Origin of the sequence: Clostridium sp. 001 (genome assembly GCF_019056555.1) — a bacterium.
Taxonomy (GTDB): Bacteria; Bacillota; Clostridia; order Clostridiales; family Clostridiaceae; genus Clostridium_B; species Clostridium_B ragsdalei.
Window position 1 is genome coordinate 2,088,409 of the sequence record NZ_CP020473.1, and the last position, 21,042, is coordinate 2,109,450.

Consider the following 21,042-nt stretch of genomic DNA (forward strand, 5'->3'; position numbering starts at 1 on the left):
TTGTAACAAAAAATACACCGCATTTATACGGGTTGTAGCGTTTCGCAAACGCCTATTAGTATTTAATTAAAAGGATTTATTCTTTATAGTTTAATGTATAAAAGATAAATATAAGATGATAAATGTATAAGGAGGAAAAGCTTTGAATCAAGATGATTTAGCCGTAAAGGTGTTTAAGGCATTGGGGAATCCGGTAAGATTTAAAATAATGAAATTTTTGTGTGATGGGCCTAAATGTGTATGTAAGCTAAATGAAAAGTTTGAATATAGTCAGGCAAATTTATCTCAGCACTTGAGGATTTTAAAAGATGCAGGATTAGTTAAGAGTGAAAAAGTAGGACTTGAAATGCATTACGGATTATATAGTGATAATGTTAAGAATATTATTGAGGATGTTGGAAAATATGTTTTGGATTATGTGAATAATATTAAGGAAACAGACTTTCTGTAAATTTAAGAAATTAAATTAGAATGAAGACCTGCCTTACAGTTGGGTAGGTCTTATTTTATGTAGAAGTTTTGTCTATAAAAAACAATAAAATAAATTTAAAACATAAAGTTGTAATTTGCAACAGTTTTATGTTACAATCAATTTAAGGCGGTGAAGATCAAATGGAAAACCAAGGAAGCAGTTATTTGCGCGAATTAATAAGAATATTGGTAAGAGATTTAGGTATATTGGAAAAATCAGATACAAGCTGCTGCGGCGTAACAATTTCTCAATGCCATGCTATTGTAGAAGTTGGAAGATCAGAAGAAATTTCCTTAAATGAACTTGCTAAGACACTGAATTTAGACAAAAGTACAATGAGCAGAACAATAAATAATCTTGTAAAAAGTGGATTGGTAATTAGAGATATGCATCCAGAAGACAGACGATATGTAACTATAAAACTTACTGATGAAGGAATGGATACATTCAAAAGTATTGAATCCAGAATGAAAGAATATTACAAAAATATATTTCATTCTATTCCAGACAATAAAAGAGAACAGGTACTTGAAAGCTTGAAATTGCTAACTGAATCTGTAAATAAAAATAAATGTTGTTAGGAGGATCAATTATGAAGAAAAATATTAAGGGTCAAGTTAAAGCATATTATGGATGTATAGCTAAAAAAGTAAGTGCTAAACCTGAAACTAGCTGTGGTTGCGGTACATCTTGCTGCGGTGATGCTGCAGGTAATTCAAATTTATATACAAAAGAGTTTATAGAGGGGCTGCCTGAGGAAGCTGTCAATGCATCTCTTGGATGCGCTAATCCTGTTGTACTTGCAAATCCTCAAAAGGGTGAAGTTGTTTTGGATTTAGGAAGTGGTGGAGGAATAGATGTATTTATTTCATCTAAATATGTTGGAGATAGTGGCAAAGTCTACGGACTTGATATGACTGATGAAATGCTTGAGTTAGCAAATAAGAATAAAGAAAAAATGGGAGTTAGGAATGTAGAATTTATAAAGGGATATATAGAAGATATTCCCCTTAAAAATGAGACCATAGATGTCATTACATCAAATTGTGTAATAAACTTGTGTGAAAGTAAAGAAGCAGCATTAAAAGAGGCATATAGAGTTCTTAAAAATGGCGGCAGGTTAGCAATAGCAGATGTTGTAGTGCTTAAGGATATACCAGTAGAAATGAAGCAAAGTGTGGAAATGTGGGTTGGCTGTATTGCAGGCGCATTGACAATTAAGAACTACAAAGAAATATTAGAAAAAGTTGGCTTTAAGAACATTGAAATAGCACCGGTAAATATATACACCAAAGAGGTTATAGAAGATATTGCAAAACAGAAAAATTTAGGTGATGTATACAGCAAGATAGATGCAGAACTTGTTGATGGTGCTTTTGCAGGAGCACATGTGAAAGCATATAAACTTTGAAAAATATAAATGGGAGCAGAGAAAGATGGACTATAAAATTGAAGAAATGAAAAAAGAAGATTGGGAAGAAGTATCAAAAATATATTTGGAAGGTATTAATACGAAAAAGGCTACATTTCAGACAGAAGTACCTACTTGGCAAAATTGGGACAACAGCCACCTTAAATCCTGTAGATTAGTAGCTCGATTAGGAAATACGGTATTGGGTTGGGCAGCTTTAAGTCCAACATCAAGCAGATGTGTTTACGCAGGTGTTGCAGAAGTTAGTATATATATAGGAGAAGAATATAGAGGAAAAGGTATAGGAACCTCTCTTTTAGATAATCTAGTTAAATTATCTGAAAAAAATGGATTTTGGACTTTACAATCTGGAATTATAAAAGAAAACTCACCAAGTATAGCACTGCATGAAAAATGTGGTTTTAGAGAAGTAGGTGTAAGGAAGAAACTAGGAAAGATGTGCAATAAGAAATGGTATGACGTAGTTTTAATGGAACGCAGAAGTGATACTGTAGGAATAGATTAGGTGTTTTGTGAGAACTATTATAAATAATAAGGGGGGTATAATGTGAGTAATTTACAAAATGCTGCTGTTAATTTTAAAGAAGGATTTCACTGATCTCAATGTGTCCTAGAAGCTTTCAGTGAGGAATTAGGAATTAACAAAGAGTTAGCCTTAAAGATTTCTTCATGTTTTGGAGGAGGAATGTGCTTTGGTGAGACCTGCGGTGCTGTAACTGGTGCTGTAATGGCTTTAGGTCTTAAATACGGAAATATTAAAGCAGATGATAAGGCGGCAAAAGAAAAAACGTATGATGTTACAAGAGCTTTTTGTGAGAAATTTAAAGAAATTAATGGTTCCATAATATGTAGAGAGCTGATGGGAGTTGATTTTGCTCATAAAGAAAATAGAATAGTCGCAAGAGAAAAAGGGTTATTTAAAGAAAAGTGTCCTAAGTATATTAAAGATGCGATTAATATATTGGAAACTATGCTGTAAGAAAATTCATATAATTTATAAGTTAAAACCTCCCGCAATGGGAGGTCTTATGCTAAATAGATTAATTATTTCACCTTTAGGTTTAATTCTCTGGCTATTATTTTTGCTGATTCTTCTGCAACCTCTCCTGTAAAGTAAATGCATTGTTTCATATGTTCTTCAGAACCAAGGGTCATATCTTTTGTTAAAACTCTGCAGCATAAGCATTTATGTTTATCTTTAAAAATATCATGCAGTTCTTTAGATAAAGCCATAGCTTTATTAACCCTTTCATCTTTGGGTTCGCATCTGCCGAAAAATAAGCCTATTGCCATAATGCCTCCGGTTACTGCACCACAAGTGCATCCAGATCCACCTATACCTACTGGAAAACCCGAAGCCATTTTTATAATGTCATCGGATACTGGCAGGTTAAATTCATCCTTAATTGTTTTTACTATTGATTCAGAACAATAAAAATCCCCATTACGGTAATAATTTTCTGCCGTAGTTTTTATTTTATGCAAGTCAATAATCTTATTCAATGTAATTTCCTCCTAATAGTATTTTTATAATATTAAAACTGCCATGTAATTGTAAGCAGTTTAATATAATTCCCCTTAGTCATATATTAAATTCAATAAATTTCTCTTGCAATAATTATTATTTATATTAATAAAAGGGCTCTTTTGTATAAGCAAATGTTATAAGATAATTTTAATATACTACAATAAATAAAACATATTTAGAAAATTGATTGGAACACTTTAAAATTAAATACATAAAATGTATATATAGATTATCATTTATATATAAATACTAGTTTTAGTTAATAACAGTATATTTTATTGACTGTATATAGCTTATAGTTTATATTATATATAGATAATGGTCTATACACGAGGTGATACTATGGATAAAAACTATGAAACTAATGCAAAGATATTTAAGGCATTATCAGATCCCAGCAGATTAAAAATTCTTGATATATTATCCTGTGGTGAAGAATGTGCTTGTGACATACTAGAATATTTTGAATTTACACAACCTACTTTATCCCACCATATGAAAGTTTTGATGGAATGCGGACTTGTAGAATCTAGAAAAGAAGGTTTATGGAGTCATTACCGTTTGAATAACAATAATGCAAACAGATTAATGCTATTTTTAATGAATATCATCACTGATACAGATGATTGTATTTGTAAAAGAAAAAGTAAACCTAATTGCTGCAAATAACAATAAAATATTACTTTAATTAGAAGGGAGATAAATTATGAAACCAAAAGTGGCATTTATATGTGTACACAATTCATGCAGATCACAAATGGCAGAATCCCTGGGAAAGTTATTTGCAAGTGATGCCTTTGAATCCTATTCTGCTGGCACGGAACTTAGAGATAATATAAATCAGGATGCAGTTAGAATTATAAAAGATTTATACGGCATTAATATGAATAAAACTCAAAAATCAAAGCTGTTAAAGGATTTACCTAAGATGGATGTTGTAGTAAAAATGGGCTGTAATGTAGTTTGCCCTTTTCTTCCTGCAAAGCATACAGAAGATTGGGGGCTTGAAGACCCTACAGGTAAAAGTGATGAAGAATTTATAAAGACAGCAAAAACTATTGAAGAAAAAGTTAGGAATTTAGCTAGAAGAATTAAAAATAATGAAATTAAATTATAGGGAGCGATATAAAATGAGTAAAGTAGAGATTTTTGATCCAGCTATGTGCTGCTCAACAGGTGTTTGTGGACCAAGTATAAATAAAGAACTTTTAAGAGTTGAAACAGTTATAAATAACATGATTAAAAAAGGTGCTAATGTAGTAAGGCATAATCTTTCCAGTGAGCCGCAGGCATTTATAGACAACAAGAAAATCAATGAATATTTAAACTCAAAAGGTGCTGATATACTTCCAATAACCCTTGTTGATGGCGAAGTTAAAAAAATTAAGGAATATCCAACAAATGAGGAATTTGCGGAATGGTCAGGACTATCTAAGAAAGAAATATCTAATGTAGCAATAAAAAAACCTACTAAAAGTTGTGGCTGCAACCATAAAGGCTGCTGCTAGGAAGAAGGAAGGGATTAACCCATGATAAGGACTTTTAACTTGAATGATATACATTTAACCAAATATATATTTTTTACAGGAAAAGGCGGCGTGGGAAAGACGTCAGCAGCATGTGCAGTTGCAGTTAACTTAGCAGATCAAGGTAAAAAAATCATGCTTGTAAGCACAGATCCAGCTTCAAATCTGCAGGATGTATTTAACACAGAATTAAATAATAAGGGAACTGTTATTAAGGAAGTACCAAATTTAGTAGTATCAAATTTTAATCCAGAAGATGCTGCTAAAGAATATAGAGAAAGTGTTATTTCACCCTATAGAGGAAAGCTTCCAGATACAGTAATAAAAAATATGGAAGAGCAGCTATCAGGTTCTTGCACTGTAGAAATTGCAGCCTTTAATGAATTTTCTAATTTTATAACTGATGAAAAAATACAAAAACAATTTGATCACATTATATTTGATACTGCACCCACAGGTCATACACTGCGAATGCTGCAGTTGCCGTCAGCTTGGAGCAATTTTATAAGTGAAAACACCCATGGAGCATCTTGTCTTGGACAATTAGCAGGACTTGAAAGCAAAAAGGAAGTATATAAAAATGCTGTAAAAACTTTAGCAGATGGGAAAAAAACTACCCTTATACTTGTATCGAGGCCTCAAAATACACCTTTAAAGGAAGCAGAAAGAGCATCTAAGGAATTACAGGATATAGGAATAAATAATCAGATATTGATTATAAATGGAGTCCTAAAAAATCATGATGATGGTCTTTCAAATGCAATTTATGAAAAGCAGCAAAATGCTTTGAAATATATACCAGAATATTTAAAAAAACTAGAGACTTATGAGATTCCACTAAGGCCCTATAATGTAACAGGACTTCAAAATGTAAGAGCTTTTTTAAAGGAAGATAACATTGAATATAGTAATGAAACTTTAAATAATGAAAAGATATCTAAGTTAAAGGATGTTATTGACGATTTATACAATACAGATAAAAAGGTGATTTTCACAATGGGAAAAGGCGGCGTTGGGAAGACCACTGCAGCAGCAGCTATTGCCTTAGGACTTACAAAGAAAGGCAAAAAGGTACATTTAACTACTACAGATCCAGCAGCACATTTAAAGTTTGTTTTAGATGACAGCTTTGGTATCACTTTAAGTCATATTGATGAAAAGAAGGAACTAGAAAAGTATAAAAAAGAAGTTTTGAGTAAAGCTAGAGAAACTATGGGTGCAGAAGATATAGCTTATGTAGAAGAGGATTTAAGGTCTCCATGCACTCAAGAAATAGCTGTATTTAGAGCTTTTGCAGAAATAGTTGAAAAATCTGAAGAAGAAATAGTAGTTATTGACACTGCTCCCACAGGGCATACATTACTATTACTGGATTCTACCCAAAACTATAATAGAGAAATAAAAAGATCACAAGGTGACATACCAGAATCAGTTAAAAAACTTTTACCAAAGCTTAGAAATGCTAATGAAACAGAAGTCATCATTGTAACTTTAGCTGAAGCTACACCTGTATATGAAGCTGTGAGATTAGAGAAAGATTTAAAGAGAGCAGGAATCAATAGTAAGTGGTGGATTATAAATTCAAGCTTGTTTGCAGCTAATACTACTAATGATATCCTCAAGGTAAAAGCAAACAGTGAGATATCCTGGATAAATAAAGTAAGTGAAATTTCTAAAGGAAACTTTGCGGTTATCGAATGGAAATCAGAAGAAGTGAAAGGTGATAAGTTGTTAGATCTGATTAAATAAAGACTAAGTTTGATAAAAAGATATAAATTCTCAATGAGATATTAAATGGTATTAATGATTAGGAAAATTTAGGAGGAATTATTATGAGTAATCAATCATCAAAATTATCATTGCTTGATCGTTATTTAACATTGTGGATTTTTATAGCAATGGCTCTGGGAATATTTTTAGGCTGGGCTTTGCCTAGTTTATCTAATACACTGTCAAATTTATCAGTTGGAACAACATCTATTCCCATAGCTATAGGCCTTATAGTTATGATGTATCCACCACTTGCTAAAGTTAACTATAAGGAACTTGGAAAGGTTTTTCGTAATCCAAAAGTGTTAACTCTTTCATTAGTTCAAAACTGGATTATAGGACCTATTTTAATGTTTACTTTAGCAGTTATATTTCTTAGAAATTATCCGCATTTTATGGTAGGGTTAATTCTCATAGGACTTGCAAGATGTATTGCTATGGTAATTGTATGGAACAGTCTTGCAGATGGTGACAGCGAATATGCAGCAGCGCTAGTTGCATTTAACTCTATATTTCAGGTAGTATTTTATTCTATATTTGCTTATATATTTATTACTGTATTGCCAAAGGCAATAGGATTACAAGGTATGCAGGTTCATGTGTCTATGGGTGAAGTAGCTTCTTCCGTGGCAATTTATTTAGGTATTCCTTTTATTGGAGGTATGCTTACAAGGCTACTTTTGGAACCTAAGAAAGGGACAGAATGGTATACTAAAACTTTTGTACCTAAGATAATTCCTTTAGCACTAATAGCATTATTATTTACTATAGTTATAATGTTCATGTTTAAAGGAAAATACATTATTGAGCTCCCAATGGATGTTGTAAGAATTGCTGTCCCTTTGATTATATACTTCATAATTATGTTCTCTGTATCTTTCTTTATAAGTTATAAATCAAAAATAGACTATCATAAAACAGTTAGTTTGTCATTTACGGCTGCAAGTAATAATTTTGAACTGGCAATTGCAGTGGCAGTAGCAGTTTTTGGTATTCAGTCCCAGGAAGCTTTTACTGCTGTTATAGGACCATTAATTGAAGTACCTGTTATGATCGGACTTGTTAATGTAGCCTTGTTGTGGGGAAGAAAGTATTTTGGTTTAAAACAAGAAAAATAAATATGCTGGTAATTGGGAATGTTGGATTATATAATATCTGTGAGTTGGTATCCAGTAATTGATATGAAAAAATGCACTAATTATAGGGCATGTTATAATTTATCAAACTGTGGTGTTTTTGAAATTATCAGTGATAGAGTTACAATTGCATATCAAAAAGAGTGTATTTAGGAATGTATCTATAAAAATATTGAAGGAGTGGGTTAATGTATTATGATATGGAAGTATAAAATGTTTACAGTTTTATAAGTTTAGATGAAAACTTAACGATAGAGGAAAAGTTGAATAAATACGGATCAAAAGGATGGGAACTTGTAGGAATATTACAAAAACCATATATAAAGTTAGGTAATCCATCTAAATGCTTAGCTGTAGATTCAATAGTATTTAAAAAACCTATTGAACCATAGATCTATAATGATAATTTTAAGACATTAATATTATTTAAATAAAATATTTTTATAGGTGAAAAATCAAAAAATCTATAAAACCATATTAACATACTCTTTGATTTGATAGTATAAAGAAGGTTGGCATCACTTTTACGATACCAACCTTCTTTATACTGGTATTAATTTATCCAAACAACCTACTACTCCAACAATGCCCATCAATCGCAATCACGCTGTCTCTCTGAAAACTCTTTACAGCCTCTAGGTTACTCTTTCCTTAGAAAAGATTTTAAAACACTTTACTATATTGAAACTAATAACTATCCTATCTAGTTCACTGTGTAAATTTTGTATAAAAATTAAAGTTTAAAAAAATTAGAAGTATTATACTTTAGCAAACTAGAATTAATAGTTTGTTCAGTATTGGCAACTAAAGATGCAGTTGCAGTAAAAAATGAAATGATATGATTAAATGCGGTCTCATTTTTCTCTATTTATCATAAAGTAATACAAGAAAATCACTTATTTCAGAAAATTTCTATGTTTTAATATTGTAAAGATGCCAATACCTCCAATTAAAATTATGGAACCTATTATCATGCTCATCAACATTACTAATGTATTATCCATATATAACGCTCCTTCATAATTTAAATATATCTATATTATATCCACTTATTTAAAAAATACTTTTGTCACTTATATTTGAGGTGAAAAGTAGTACCCGTGCCATTAACTATACTAGAAAAGACAATAACGTAGAAGCTAAAAATCTAAGTTTTGTACGTTGTTTAATAAAAAACTATACCTTTTATTTAAAGTACATAAAGTATTTGCATACTTAGCCAGTTGACCCTAACAACCCTCTTTCTGAATTATAATTTTGGTCAAGATCAGTTTTTTAACATTTATTTTAACCTTGATAAAAATTATAATTCGGAATACAATTTTATTGGGTTAAATAGTAGTTTTCGGATTTTTAAGATGTTGTATTCCTAGCTCTTTAGCTATATGAACAAACTTTATTGTATATTACAATTTTTTTAATTTATATAATCCAATGTCAATAAAATTATTTTTCAAAAAACTCCTAATTTCACTATATAAAATAAGAACTTGATATTGTGAGTTATAATTAATATTGTCATAAAATACTGGCCAAAATATATGTTTTATATTTTGAAGCTGTCACAATTTATAAGTATCTTTGCCACAATCCGTATTAATTATAAGATAAAATGTCCTAATCTGTATTCAGCAATCTCACAATATACAATTAATCAATCCTTACAAGCTTATAATTATAAGGATATCCGTATAAATACTTATGTGAATAAATAAAAAGGGCAAATCAATGCCCTTAAAAATACTAAAAAAGTTATTGCGTTTAATAAGAATATTATGTACTAGTTTTGAAATCCATTTCTGAAGTGATAACAAATATCTTTTCTTACTCTACTTATTTATCAATTTCTTAGCCTCTTCATTTATTTTTTTGTATTCATTTTTGAATAAATTTACAAATCTATCAATAACTATAAACGAAATTACAGCTTCAAAAGCAATTGGCTTAATTTGTATCCATAAATGATTTGAAAAAATTGTTTTATTAGATATTTTTTCAAATGAGCTAATTATAGTAAACAAAATAGATACAAAATACACCCACAATTTTGGTCTTAAAAGTATAATAATACTTTTTGAAACATCTAGTTCTTTGTTAGGTATTCCTTCTATTTTTTTCTTAGAAATTTTTTTAAAAAATCTGTTCATACTAATTTCTACCCACAAACCAACTTTGTCGGGGAAGTATGCTACAATTGTTAAAACTATTGTCAAAGTGAAATACGCATAAGCATCCTTAACTAAAGTTATTTTAATAAAAATAACACTTATGAATATATAAACAATACTATATAATAACTTTATAGATTGAAGAAAAATTGTAATAGTAAATATAAGAGAACATAGTAAGTTTGTATCAACTTTAATCTTATGCCTTAATCTATAAAATAAATTATAAATAGAATCAAGAGACTTATATACCAACTTAAGTAAACTTAAACAAATCTTGTATCTCATGTTTTTCCCAGTCTTCATTAACTCAAGTTTTAAAATTCTATAATTAATTAAACTCCTAATCAAATCAAGTAGTTCAATGGTAAGAAATATAACAAATACTATAACAACTAGAAATAAACACATTATATTGAATTTATCTTTGAAAAAATATATAGACATAATTTCTTCTCCCATCATTTATGCATCATCGGAATACTAAATTATATATATCATAACTATAATATTTCAAACAATTATAGAAAGTTATTTTTAATAATTATAACGTAATGGTTTACCTTTGCGAATTAACTTATGAGTAGATTATATCATTTTATACAATATCTTGTATTTATTGATTTTCAAAGAATTCATGATTTCACCATATAAAATAAGAACTTGATATACTCAATTCCTAAGTATATCAAGTTCTATATTTAAATATTCTCTATACTAACTATAAATAATACTTAATTTAAAATTTTTTAAATATCGTCAACACTATTATTGCTAAATATTTAGCAATATTTTAGTTTCCAACTTTATTTATAGTTCCCGATATTATTTATAGTTCCCGATATTATTTATAGTTCCCGATATTATTTATAGTTTCCAACATTTTTTATACAAAACACAATATTTTTTTCACTACCTATTATCTATTCTACCGTAACTGACTTGGCCAAGTTCCTAGGCTTATCCACATCGCAGCCCTTCTTTATAGAAATATAATATGCTAAAAGCTGCAGAGGAATTACGGAAAGTACTGGTGCAAATATATCATTTACTTTTGGAAGATACATTACAGAATCAACCGCTTTGCTAACTTCGTCACTGCCTTCAAAAGCAAAAGCCAATACATTAGCTCCCCTTGTAGTTACTTCCTTAATATTGCTTATCATCTTCTCAACTAAATATCCTTGAGTAGCTCCTACAATTACTACAGTTCCGTCCTCAATAAGAGCTATAGGTCCATGCTTTAATTCTCCACCAGCATAAGCTTCAGAATGAATATAAGATATTTCTTTAAGCTTTAAAGAACCTTCTAATGCAACGGCATAATCCAATCCTCTTCCAAGGAAAAATACATCCTGCTCTTTATAAATCTTTTCTGCAAATTCTTGTATAATGTCCTTATTTGAAAGAACTTTTTCTGCCTTAATAGGAAGTGTAAGCATCTCACTTTTTAGTTCTTCCATCTTTTCTTCGCTTATAGTTCCCTTGTGCTGTGCAAAGAACAATGCAATTATATACATTGCTATAAGCTGTGTTACATAAGCTTTTGTAGATGCAACTGCTATTTCAGGCCCAGCCCAAGTGTAAAGCACGTCATCTGCTTCTCTGGATACAGAGCTTCCTACTACATTTGTTATAGCTATTACTCTAGCACCTTGTGCTTTTGCTTCCCTCAAAGCTGCTAAAGTATCTGCTGTTTCTCCAGACTGGCTTATAATTATCATAAGTGTTTTTTCGTCTATTATAGGATTTCTATATCTAAACTCTGAGGCAATATCTACTTCTACAGGCATTCTAACCAATTTTTCTATTACATATTTTCCAACTATTCCTGCATGGTAAGCAGTTCCACAAGCTACTATATATATTTTATTTATATTTTTAATTTGCTCTTTAGTTATCTTTATATCATCTAACGTTATAGGTTTCCCAGGCATAATTCTTGATGTCATTGTATCTTTGATTGCCTTTGGCTGTTCGTGTATTTCCTTCATCATGAAGTGATCAAATCCACCTTTTTCAGCTGCATTTGCACTCCATGTAACATGGTATACATCCCTCTTTATTTCCTTTTTATCTTCTGATAAAAGTTTTACACCATCTTTAGTTATGACAACAAATTCATTGTCATTTAAAAGATATATGTCTCTAGTATGATTTAATACAGCAGGTATATCTGATGCTATATAATACTCATCTTTTCCAAGTCCTACTATAAGAGGGCTGTCCTTTCTTACTGCTACTAATTTTCCAGGTTCTTTTGAACAGATAACTCCTACAGCATAACTTCCCTTTATCTTAGATATTGCACGCATAACTGCTTCAACTATATCACCTTTGTAAAAATATTCTATGAGCTGTGGAATAACTTCAGTATCAGTTTCAGATACGAATTTATATCCTTTTGAAGTGAGCCATTCTCTAAGTTGTACATAATTTTCTATTATACCATTGTGAACTACACTTATAGTTCCATCCTGGCTGTTATGGGGATGAGCATTTAGATCAGATGGTTTTCCATGAGTTGCCCACCTTGTATGACCTATACCTACTATTCCTTTTAGAGGATGTTCTGACAATTTATTTTCAAGGTTTTTAAGCCTTCCTTTACATTTTACTACATTGATATGATCATTATCTATTATGGCAACACCTGCAGAGTCATAACCTCTGTACTCAAGTTTACTTAGTCCTTCAACCAAAATAGATGATGCTTGTTTCTTTCCAACAAATCCAACAATTCCGCACATAATCAATTCTTCCTTTCACATTTTAATATAATAAATCATAATTTACCTACAAAACATTGCGGCTTTATCAATAAAAAATTTGATAATCAAACAAAACCTGCATTGTTATTAAAATTTTACAGGTAAACATATTTTTGGAATCATATATTTTGATTCCTATTAAAGGTTTTAACACCAAACTGATGTTGTATCAGAAATCACTTCCTGATTTTATCAGTTGTTAACGGTAGTGCGATACCGTGGGGCACCCGCCGAAGATTCGATACTCCCCATCCTCGTCAGCTCAAAGTGTTGTTTAAATTAAGCCTTGAGCTCTGGCGCTTTATATTCATATTTTTCTTAAATTCAACCACCTTCTTTTTAAAATATAACAGTATTAAAAACCTGTCAATCTATTATATTCTTTAATCTTATTTTATGTCAACTAGATAGCTAAAATTAACTTTTTGTTCTTATTTTCATATTATGGAATTGAGATTGGAATGTACTATATACCCTCAAAATTGTAAATTTATAAAAATAAACCGCCTTTAAATTTTACTTTAAAGGCGGTTTTTTTAACTGTGTTTTTTAAACACTATTAAATCATCTTCTAATTTATCCTGATTTCCAAGTGTAGCATAATGTCTTTGTAAAACTCCTGTAAGTTCCCAATCTTCCTTACCATACTTATTTAATTTTTCTTCTAAGTTTAAATTATCAGTTGAATTTAAAAAACGCTCCACTGTAAATATTCTATATTGCCACGACATTGGACTCACTCCTCTAATAATTTATATCTTAATTATTAGAGTGTCCAATTTTTAAGATATTTAAAACATTTAATTTTTACAAATAAAAAATGCACTTTTAAATTCAATTACAGTACGCTTTTATATTTTTAATTCACTTTTGATTCAATAAGCTCAGCCAATTTATGCGCAATTTTATCTATTTCACTTTGATTTTGACCTTCCAACATAACTCTTACTAATGGTTCTGTTCCCGAAGGTCTTATAAGCACTCTTCCACAACCATCTAATTTTTCTTCTATTTTCTTTATCTCAGATATTATTTCTTCATCTTCTGCATATATATTCTTTTTATCATTTGGAACATTAGCATTTGCAAGTACTTGAGGTAAATTTTTCATCATAGAAGCACATTCAGATAACTTCTTTCCAGTCTTTTTTACTATAGAAGCTATTTGTAGTGCTGTTACAAGTCCATCTCCTGTAGTATTATAATCCAGCATAATTATATGACCTGACTGTTCTCCACCTAATTTATAGCCTTGTTTTTTCATCTCTTCAAGCACATACCTGTCTCCAACTTTAGTCTTTACAGTACTCATTTGCTCTTTTTTGAGTGCTATATCAAGTCCAAGATTACTCATTACAGTAACTACTACCACATTTTTATAAAGTTTTCCTTCATCCTTTAAATGCTTTCCTATTATAGCCATTATAAAATCTCCATTTATGAGATTTCCCTTTTCATCCACTGCAAGACATCTATCTGCATCCCCATCAAAAGCAAGTCCTAAATCATAACCTTCTTTTACTACAGTTTGCATAAGTTCTTCAGGGTGAGTTGAACCACATTTTCTATTTATATTTATTCCATCAGGTTCATTATTTATAACTTTCACTTCTGCTCCCAATTCCTCAAAAGCTTTCACAGAAGTTACGTAGGATGCTCCATTTGCACAATCTAAAACTACCTTTAATCCTTTTAAATCTATATCTATAGTGGATTTTGCAAATTCTACGTAGTCTTTTAGTGCTTCTCCTGTTTCCACTACTTTTCTTCCAATTTCAGCTCCAATAGGCATAGATACATCTTTAAAATTACTTTCAATTACTTCCTGTATCCTATCTTCTAATTCGTCTGAGAGCTTATATCCCTCACTGTTGAAAAATTTTATTCCATTATATTCTACAGGATTGTGAGAAGCCGATATAACTACTCCTGCATCCATTTTGTATTTTCTAGTCAAATAAGCAACTGCTGGAGTTGGTATTACACCTACACAAACAGCTTCTGCTCCTACAGAAAGTATACCCGAAACCAGGGCACTTTCTAGCATATCTCCAGATATTCTTGTATCCATTCCAACTAATATCTTTGGCTTATGTGCAGTTTCTGTAAGCACATATGCTCCTGCCCGTCCTAATTTATATGCTAGTTCTGCAGTTAACTCCTTGTTTGCAATTCCTCTTACTCCATCAGTTCCAAACATTCTCTGCATATTATTAATACCTCTCTTATTAAAAGTTAATTTTTCTATAGATTATCACATTAAATTTAAAATCTGTGTTCCTCTCTTACATTAAAAGCATTCATCTTTTATTATATTACATTAAAAATTTTTCCACAACGCAATTTTTAACAGGCTAAATTTGCTTAGTAGATAGTGCCAAGTACTAAGTGACGAGTAGCTGAGTTAATTATATTTACAAAAGTGGACTATATTTTTGTATTATACTCTCTGCTGTTTTTAATCCATCTACTGCCGCTGATATTATTCCTCCTGCAAAGCCTGCACCCTCTCCACAAGGATATAATCCTTCTAAAGATACACTCTCAAAATTACTGTTTCGCATCATTCTTATTGGAGATGAAGTTCTACTTTCAATGGCTGTCATTACACCATCGCTTTCAGAAAATCCTTTTATCTTTTTTTCAAAATCAATAAACCCTTCTTTTAATGCAGATGAAACAGCAGATGGCAAACACTTTCTAAGATCTCTAAATTCATATCCAGGTTTGTAAGTAGGTTTTACTTCTCCAACTTTATTTGAAACCGTGTCATTTAAAAAGTCTTTAATTAACTGTACTGGAGCAGCATAATTGCCTCCTCCTAACTTATAGGCCAGGTTCTCATAATGCCTCTGAAATTCCATTCCTTTTAGAGGGGAATTTCCTTCAAAATCCTTTTCTCCTACAGTTACAACTACTGCAGAATTTGCATTTTCAAAATCTCTTTTATAGTAACTCATTCCATTTGTCACAAGCCTATTTTCCTCTGAAGCTGCCGCAATTACTTCCCCTCCGGGGCACATGCAAAAACTGTAGACTCCTCTTCCCTCTTTACTATTATAAGCTAGCCTATAATCTGCAGCTCTTAATTTAGGATGGTCTGCAAATTTCCCATATTGATTTACATTTATCATATGCTGGGAATGTTCTACTCTAACTCCTATAGCAAACGCCTTAGGTTCTACTACAACATCTTTTTTTAATATCATTTCATAGGTGTCTCTTGCACTATGCCCTATAGCTAATATTAAATTGTCACAGCCTATCTCATTTCCATTTACTAATACTGCCTTTAATTTTTTATGCTCTATTATTAAATTATCCAATTTACTATCAAATAGTATATCTCCGCCCAATTCAAGTATTCTATTTCTTATATTTTTTACAATTGTTTTTAAATTATCCGTTCCCAAATGGGGCTTTCCATTATAAATAATCTCTTCTGGAGCTCCATACTTTACAAAAGCTTTCAATATAAATTGGCATCTCTCATCTTTTATCCTAGTAGTTAATTTTCCATCTGAAAATGTCCCTGCCCCACCTTCTCCAAACTGTATATTGGACTCTAAATTTAACTTTCCACTTTTCCAGAATTCATCTACAGTTTTTGTTCTATCTTCAACTTTTTGTCCCCGTTCTATTATTATTGGTCTATAACCATTTTCTGCCAGCAAGAGACCTGCAAACATACCTGCAGGTCCCATGCCAACAACTATAGGTCGATATTTCATCTTTTTTGTACCTAAAACTAACCTTTTTTCTACTACCTTTTCTTCTATCTTTATATTCCCATCTCTAATTTTTGATACAATTTTTCTTTCTCCATCACAGCTTAATTCAACAGAGTAGTTAAACCTTATATTGTTTTTTCTTCTGGCATCCAGAGATTCTCGAAGTATTTTAAACTTCTTAATATCCTTCTCACTTATTTTAAGCTTTTTTGCAGCTTTATTTTTTAATTCATTTATACTTTCATCTATGTTTATGCTTAAATTATTTATTCTAATTGCCATTTTGTCCCTCCGACGTTTTTTTCTTAATTTCTATGCTAATTTTTTGTGGGTCTTGTGATACTAAAGACACTCCCTGAGGCATAGATACAACTACATTTACCGTATGAGTTCCTTCTGATAGAGAACTTGCATCCACAAAACAACTTATATTATTTCCATTTAGACTATTTATATTATTAGTAGGTCCATTAAATACTGCAGATACACTGTTACTGCCTAAGTTAGCCGTATACCCAGCATTTAAATTTCTAACCTGTATATTAAGATTCATTGTCTTTTGGCCACTTTTATCGGAAGAAGCCGCAGCCTCATTATTTATATTTACATTTAATTCTACCTTTCCTGAGTTATTAACTAATTTTACCCCTTTAGGTACTACTAGCTTAACTTCTATACTACCTGAACTACCAATTTTACTTAAATCAACTGGCTCTGTATCTAAACTACTTATGTTCTTTATTACATTTTCATCCCCTGACACATCTACTTTATCTGGATTACTTACTATTGAATTAGGAACTGATCCATTTCCTGTATTTCCTTGAATTTTTACGTTTACAGGTACAGTCTTTACTTTTCCTATGGGTACAGTAACTTTAATAGGAGATGGATTTATTGTAACATCCTTTACCACATTTCCAAATGAGTCCTGAGCCTGAAGCTTAACAGATGTATTTATATCACTTCCAGCATATTTCACGTCACATGTGGCTGCAGCATACTTTACACTATTTACCGCATCTGCTGCTCCACTTATTTCCACCTTGTCTGTATTTAAGACAGGATCTAGTGCATAATATCCTTCTTTTGGTTTACCTACTACTCCTATTCTTACAGGCACGCTTTTCAGTTTTAATTCATCAAGTTGTACCTTTATCCACAAATTTTCATTATTTAATATACTTATGTTATCAGGGCTTTTCTTTACTTCTACAGGTATATTATTTTCCCCTTTTTTCATAACATAAGCATTTAAATCTGATTGTAATTTAAAATCTGATGGTTTTACTGAGTATACATTGGAAGCATTACCCTTTATTAAAAGAGATATATTAGCGGATTGATTATCTATTTGTACAAGTTTTGATTGAGCAAGTGCATCTTTATTCACTATAGTAACAGGTACCACAATCTTTCTTTCCCTCATAGGATCTTCTACGTTGAATATGTACAACCATAAAATAAATGACGCTATTACGCAGCATATTTTTACTAGGATTTGGTCCCTTTTATTTTTTCTTTCCACCCAATCACCCTCTCTCTCCATGTACTCTTTTTCTGAAATCTATTTTTCATTATATTTATAAGAACTTTTTTCAACCTATCCTTTGTATAATTCCTTGTAATCCTTCCATTCATGGCAAGAGAAATAGTACCAGTCTCTTCTGAAACCACTATGATAAGTGCATCAGAATTCTCTGATATACCAATTGCAGCCCTATGTCTCGTGCCTAACTTTTTGTTTAAATCGTTATTACTAGTAAGCGGCAAAAAACACCCTGCTGAAACTATTCTATTATTTCTTATTACAGTTGCACCGTCATGCAGTGGAGTATTTACTACAAATATATTTTCTAGAAGTGCAGATGATACCAAAGCATCTATCTTAGTACCAGTATTTATTATATCTCCAAGCCCAGTAACTTGTTCTATTACAATAAGTGCCCCTGTTTTGCTTTCAGATAAATTACCTACTGAATTTGCAATTTCTGTTATAACCTTTTCCATAGTCTCTTCGTCCTCTAAAATATGTTTATCATTAAAAGCGGTTCTTCCTAACTGTTCCAGTGCCCGACGAATTTCCGGCTGAAATATAATAACAATAGAAAGGACGCCTATGGTCAAGGTCTTGGTAAGTATCCAATTGAGCATAGTTAAATTAAAAAAGCTGCTTATTGGTATAAGAAATATTATGAGTACAATTCCCTTTAAAAGCTGTTCAGCTCTAGTTTCTTTTATAAGCATGTATCCTTTATAGAGTATATATGATACTACTAATATATCCATAACGGAAGATATACTTATATTTCTTATTGAATTAGCTGTCATTTGCAATAATTCCACCCATCTCACCACCCTGTCAATAAATATATATTTAAATTATACACTATTTGATATTGTTTATATCACGTAATAGATTATTTTATAAAATTTTAATAAAATACATTTTTATCGTATTTTATTTTTTTATATGGGTACAATATCATTAGCCTAAGTTTTACTAAAAACGCGGGGAAACCAGTAACATTGGGGTGAATCGTATTTACGTAGGTTATGCCTTTACCGAACCCGTCAGCTAACCCCGTCGGTAATAAGGAGAGGATTAGATTGAAAAAAATTTTTTGTTTAATACTTTTTTCTTTGCTGTTACTTATTCCTTTTTCTAAAGTAACTGCAAAGAATTTCGACAGTACCAGTTCCAATTTATTTAATGGTCAAGAAGAAGTCGTGCAAGTGTTTAATTACTCTGATCAAAAGATATATATAACTCAAAATGATGTTGATTTAATGGCCAAAGTTGTTTATGCTGAAAGCAATTCAGAACCCTTTGAAGGCCAGGTAGCAGTAGCTTCCGTAATACTAAACCGATTAAAATACCCTGAGTTTCCAAAGACAGTAGAAGGTGTTATAAAACAAAGGGGTGCTTTTTCCTGTGTCAAAAATGGTACTATAAATGCATCTCCAAATGAAAGCAGTTATAGTGCAGTTTCTCAGGCTCTAAAGGGTATAGATCCTTCAGGTAAATCTATTTTCTTTTATAATCCCCAAATAGCCACATCTCAATGGATGAAAAACATAGATAAAAGAAATATGAGAACTATAGGGCATCATGTATTTTTTGTAGCTAATTGAAAAAGCTCCCCTTATCTTTTTTTAAAAGATGAGGGGGCTTTTTTAATTAATTTTTATCAATGTAAAAGACAGCATTTAGTGCTGCTACCTGTCCCTGTCCTGCGGCTTTCATATACTGATAAGGTTTCCCCACACAATCTCCTGCTGCAAAACAACCTTCAATATTTGTCTTCATATTCATATCTACTTTTATGTGTCCATTTTCCATAATAAGTCCTGGTACCAATTTATCTGGCGCTATACTATCCTTTAAAACAAATACTCCATCTGTAACTATTTCCTTGCTTTTCAAAATTACCTTTTCTACTTTATTTCCTCCAGATATCTCCACTACCTTATCTCTTACTATTTCTACATTTTCATTTAAATTTAAGCTTTCTCTATACATTGGTATATAGTATGTTTTTTTAGCCAGTTCATTTACATAATTGGCTTCTGCTTCAGCTTCTTTATTATATCCTATTATAGTAACGATCTTCCCTCTATAAAGAGGGGCATCACAGGTAGCACAATATCCAACTCCCCTGCCTAGGAATTCTTCTTCTCCTTTTAATGCTTTTGTATATTCAATGCCAGTTGCCAATATGACTGCACTTGCTTCATACATTTTTTCATTTACAGCAATACCAAAATATTGTCCCATAGCATATATAGTATTTATTCTTTCATAAGTTATATCTATCCCCATGTTTGCCACATGGTGCTGAAATCTATCTTTTAACTGTATTCCTGTTATATCAGGAAGCCCTAGGTAATTATCTATTTTAGGTGCTTTTATCAATTTACCACTGAGCTCGCTGCTTCCAAAAATAATTATGTTCTTATTTCTTATTTTCGCATTAATTGCTGCTGACAGTCCCGCAGGACCACTGCCTACTATAGCAATATCATATCTATTACTCATAACTACCACCTCCAGTTTTTGTTTTCTAATTCCATAGTTAAAATGACAAATTAACTAAATTGTCAATTTGCCATTTTAACACGTAAACAGAGTTTAAACTATATATGTTTTTCCAAAGCATCTTTTATTGCATCTTTTGGTCTGAATCCAACAAATTTATCTACCATATTTCCGTTTTTAAATACCATTACAGTTGGAATACTTGCAATTTTAAATTGCGCTGCTGTAACAGGATTCTCATCTACATTTAACTTAAAGAATTTTGCTTTTCCCGACAACTCATCTGAAACTTCTTCTATTACAGGAGAAAGCATTTTACATGGTCCACACCATGAAGCCCAGAAATCTACAACTACAGGAGTAGGTGCATTTTCAATTGATTGCGAAAAATTTTGATCTTTTATTTCCTCTACCATTATTTGCCCTCCTTATACCCCGTAGGGGTATTGTCTTTAATTATATTTTATAA

At 31.2% G+C, this 21,042-nt stretch carries 22 protein-coding genes and 1 riboswitch; of the genes, 12 read left to right on the forward strand and 10 right to left on the reverse strand.

All coding sequences use genetic code 11. The features are described from left to right. Nucleotides 1-142: 142 nt before the first annotated feature. From B5S50_RS09555 to B5S50_RS09575, 5 genes are all read left to right on the forward strand, one after another. Entirely contained in the window at nucleotides 143-451 is a 309-nt protein-coding gene (locus tag B5S50_RS09555) for a metalloregulator ArsR/SmtB family transcription factor (RefSeq protein ID WP_217303675.1), read from the forward strand. A gap of 161 nt (nucleotides 452-612) precedes the next feature. Further along, nucleotides 613-1,053: a MarR family winged helix-turn-helix transcriptional regulator gene (locus B5S50_RS09560; RefSeq protein WP_217303676.1), complete on the forward strand. Its 441-nt coding sequence runs from the start codon at nucleotides 613-615 to the stop codon at nucleotides 1,051-1,053. A gap of 11 nt (nucleotides 1,054-1,064) precedes the next feature. Next, the gene (gene arsM / locus B5S50_RS09565) at nucleotides 1,065-1,883 is read left to right on the forward strand and encodes an arsenite methyltransferase (RefSeq protein ID WP_217303677.1); all 819 of its coding nucleotides are present in this window, start codon (nucleotides 1,065-1,067) and stop codon (nucleotides 1,881-1,883) included. A gap of 25 nt (nucleotides 1,884-1,908) precedes the next feature. Next, nucleotides 1,909-2,409, forward strand: a complete 501-nt coding sequence (locus B5S50_RS09570) for a GNAT family N-acetyltransferase (protein ID WP_217303678.1) — start codon at nucleotides 1,909-1,911, stop codon at nucleotides 2,407-2,409. A 132-nt stretch (nucleotides 2,410-2,541) separates the two neighbouring features. Beyond that, nucleotides 2,542-2,883 carry a C-GCAxxG-C-C family protein gene (locus B5S50_RS09575; RefSeq protein WP_217303796.1) on the forward strand — a complete coding sequence of 114 codons (342 nt, stop codon included), beginning with the start codon at nucleotides 2,542-2,544 and terminating at the stop codon, nucleotides 2,881-2,883. Between the two features lie 65 nt (nucleotides 2,884-2,948). On the opposite strand, the gene B5S50_RS09580 is transcribed toward B5S50_RS09575, so the two are convergent. Next, entirely contained in the window at nucleotides 2,949-3,407 is a 459-nt protein-coding gene (locus tag B5S50_RS09580) for a C-GCAxxG-C-C family protein (protein WP_063554728.1), read from the reverse strand. Nucleotides 3,408-3,774: 367 nt separating this feature from the next. Here B5S50_RS09580 and B5S50_RS09585 point away from each other — a divergent pair, with 367 nt between their 5' ends. The 6 genes from B5S50_RS09585 (at nucleotide 3,775) to B5S50_RS09610 (ending at nucleotide 8,256) form a co-directional block, all read left to right on the forward strand. Continuing rightward, on the forward strand, nucleotides 3,775-4,101 hold the full coding sequence (locus tag B5S50_RS09585) for a metalloregulator ArsR/SmtB family transcription factor (RefSeq protein WP_217303679.1): 327 nt from the start codon (nucleotides 3,775-3,777) through the stop codon (nucleotides 4,099-4,101). Nucleotides 4,102-4,138: 37 nt separating this feature from the next. Continuing rightward, a complete protein-coding gene (locus B5S50_RS09590; protein WP_217303680.1) occupies nucleotides 4,139-4,549 on the forward strand; it encodes an arsenate reductase ArsC in 411 nt (136 codons plus the stop codon). Nucleotides 4,550-4,562: 13 nt separating this feature from the next. After that, complete coding sequence (gene arsD, locus B5S50_RS09595; protein WP_217303681.1) at nucleotides 4,563-4,940, forward strand: arsenite efflux transporter metallochaperone ArsD; 378 nt, start codon at nucleotides 4,563-4,565, stop codon at nucleotides 4,938-4,940. A gap of 21 nt (nucleotides 4,941-4,961) precedes the next feature. After that, complete coding sequence (gene arsA / locus B5S50_RS09600) at nucleotides 4,962-6,707, forward strand: arsenical pump-driving ATPase (protein ID WP_217303682.1); 1,746 nt, start codon at nucleotides 4,962-4,964, stop codon at nucleotides 6,705-6,707. Nucleotides 6,708-6,790: 83 nt separating this feature from the next. Beyond that, a complete protein-coding gene (gene arsB, locus B5S50_RS09605; protein WP_217303683.1) occupies nucleotides 6,791-7,846 on the forward strand; it encodes an ACR3 family arsenite efflux transporter in 1,056 nt (351 codons plus the stop codon). A 281-nt stretch (nucleotides 7,847-8,127) separates the two neighbouring features. Further along, complete coding sequence (locus tag B5S50_RS09610) at nucleotides 8,128-8,256, forward strand: DUF4177 domain-containing protein (RefSeq protein ID WP_254306742.1); 129 nt, start codon at nucleotides 8,128-8,130, stop codon at nucleotides 8,254-8,256. 1,437 nt (nucleotides 8,257-9,693) lie between these two features. Here B5S50_RS09610 and B5S50_RS09615 read toward each other — a convergent pair. From B5S50_RS09615 to cdaA, 7 genes are all read right to left on the reverse strand, one after another. Beyond that, entirely contained in the window at nucleotides 9,694-10,479 is a 786-nt protein-coding gene (locus B5S50_RS09615; protein ID WP_217303684.1) for a hypothetical protein, read from the reverse strand. A gap of 476 nt (nucleotides 10,480-10,955) precedes the next feature. Then, nucleotides 10,956-12,782: a glutamine--fructose-6-phosphate transaminase (isomerizing) gene (glmS, locus tag B5S50_RS09620; RefSeq protein ID WP_217303685.1), complete on the reverse strand. Its 1,827-nt coding sequence runs from the start codon at nucleotides 12,780-12,782 to the stop codon at nucleotides 10,956-10,958. 557 nt (nucleotides 12,783-13,339) lie between these two features. Then, nucleotides 13,340-13,534, reverse strand: coding sequence for a DUF4177 domain-containing protein (locus tag B5S50_RS09625; RefSeq protein WP_013240632.1), 195 nt, complete (start codon nucleotides 13,532-13,534; stop codon nucleotides 13,340-13,342). 128 nt (nucleotides 13,535-13,662) lie between these two features. Beyond that, on the reverse strand, nucleotides 13,663-15,012 hold the full coding sequence (gene glmM, locus B5S50_RS09630) for a phosphoglucosamine mutase (RefSeq protein WP_217303686.1): 1,350 nt from the start codon (nucleotides 15,010-15,012) through the stop codon (nucleotides 13,663-13,665). 205 nt (nucleotides 15,013-15,217) lie between these two features. Continuing rightward, nucleotides 15,218-16,816, reverse strand: a complete 1,599-nt coding sequence (locus B5S50_RS09635) for an NAD(P)/FAD-dependent oxidoreductase (protein ID WP_217303687.1) — start codon at nucleotides 16,814-16,816, stop codon at nucleotides 15,218-15,220. Next, complete coding sequence (locus B5S50_RS09640; protein WP_065078510.1) at nucleotides 16,806-18,062, reverse strand: YbbR-like domain-containing protein; 1,257 nt, start codon at nucleotides 18,060-18,062, stop codon at nucleotides 16,806-16,808. The genes B5S50_RS09635 and B5S50_RS09640 overlap by 11 nt, the downstream gene beginning before the upstream one ends. Then, the gene (cdaA, locus tag B5S50_RS09645) at nucleotides 18,029-18,880 is read right to left on the reverse strand and encodes a diadenylate cyclase CdaA (RefSeq protein WP_217303688.1); all 852 of its coding nucleotides are present in this window, start codon (nucleotides 18,878-18,880) and stop codon (nucleotides 18,029-18,031) included. Before cdaA ends, B5S50_RS09640 begins: the two co-directional genes overlap by 34 nt. A gap of 134 nt (nucleotides 18,881-19,014) precedes the next feature. Continuing rightward, a riboswitch (cyclic di-AMP (ydaO/yuaA leader) is annotated at nucleotides 19,015-19,142 on the forward strand. Between the two features lie 2 nt (nucleotides 19,143-19,144). On the opposite strand from cdaA, the gene B5S50_RS09650 reads away from it, so the two are divergent. Next, nucleotides 19,145-19,669: a cell wall hydrolase gene (locus tag B5S50_RS09650; RefSeq protein ID WP_065078512.1), complete on the forward strand. Its 525-nt coding sequence runs from the start codon at nucleotides 19,145-19,147 to the stop codon at nucleotides 19,667-19,669. Nucleotides 19,670-19,715: 46 nt separating this feature from the next. Here the strand turns inward: B5S50_RS09650 and B5S50_RS09655 are convergent, their stop codons facing one another. Both B5S50_RS09655 and trxA read right to left on the reverse strand, forming a co-directional pair. Further along, entirely contained in the window at nucleotides 19,716-20,573 is an 858-nt protein-coding gene (locus tag B5S50_RS09655; RefSeq protein WP_065078513.1) for an NAD(P)/FAD-dependent oxidoreductase, read from the reverse strand. Between the two features lie 98 nt (nucleotides 20,574-20,671). Continuing rightward, the gene (gene trxA / locus B5S50_RS09660; protein WP_217303689.1) at nucleotides 20,672-20,989 is read right to left on the reverse strand and encodes a thioredoxin; all 318 of its coding nucleotides are present in this window, start codon (nucleotides 20,987-20,989) and stop codon (nucleotides 20,672-20,674) included. Nucleotides 20,990-21,042 lie beyond the last annotated feature (53 nt).

Coding starts and splice junctions, on each gene's coding strand:
- arsD (WP_217303681.1), top strand. CDS start 4,563: ATGAGTAAAGTAGAGATTTTTGATCCAGCTATGTGCTGCTCAACAGGT.
- arsB (WP_217303683.1), top strand. CDS start 6,791: ATGAGTAATCAATCATCAAAATTATCATTGCTTGATCGTTATTTAACA.
- arsM (WP_217303677.1), top strand. CDS start 1,065: ATGAAGAAAAATATTAAGGGTCAAGTTAAAGCATATTATGGATGTATA.
- glmM (WP_217303686.1), bottom strand. CDS start 15,012: ATGCAGAGAATGTTTGGAACTGATGGAGTAAGAGGAATTGCAAACAAG.
- B5S50_RS09585 (WP_217303679.1), top strand. CDS start 3,775: ATGGATAAAAACTATGAAACTAATGCAAAGATATTTAAGGCATTATCA.
- B5S50_RS09590 (WP_217303680.1), top strand. CDS start 4,139: ATGAAACCAAAAGTGGCATTTATATGTGTACACAATTCATGCAGATCA.
- arsA (WP_217303682.1), top strand. CDS start 4,962: ATGATAAGGACTTTTAACTTGAATGATATACATTTAACCAAATATATA.
- B5S50_RS09560 (WP_217303676.1), top strand. CDS start 613: ATGGAAAACCAAGGAAGCAGTTATTTGCGCGAATTAATAAGAATATTG.
- trxA (WP_217303689.1), bottom strand. CDS start 20,989: ATGGTAGAGGAAATAAAAGATCAAAATTTTTCGCAATCAATTGAAAAT.
- B5S50_RS09570 (WP_217303678.1), top strand. CDS start 1,909: ATGGACTATAAAATTGAAGAAATGAAAAAAGAAGATTGGGAAGAAGTA.
- B5S50_RS09635 (WP_217303687.1), bottom strand. CDS start 16,816: ATGGCAATTAGAATAAATAATTTAAGCATAAACATAGATGAAAGTATA.
- glmS (WP_217303685.1), bottom strand. CDS start 12,782: ATGTGCGGAATTGTTGGATTTGTTGGAAAGAAACAAGCATCATCTATT.
- B5S50_RS09655 (WP_065078513.1), bottom strand. CDS start 20,573: ATGAGTAATAGATATGATATTGCTATAGTAGGCAGTGGTCCTGCGGGA.
- B5S50_RS09615 (WP_217303684.1), bottom strand. CDS start 10,479: ATGTCTATATATTTTTTCAAAGATAAATTCAATATAATGTGTTTATTT.
- B5S50_RS09625 (WP_013240632.1), bottom strand. CDS start 13,534: ATGTCGTGGCAATATAGAATATTTACAGTGGAGCGTTTTTTAAATTCA.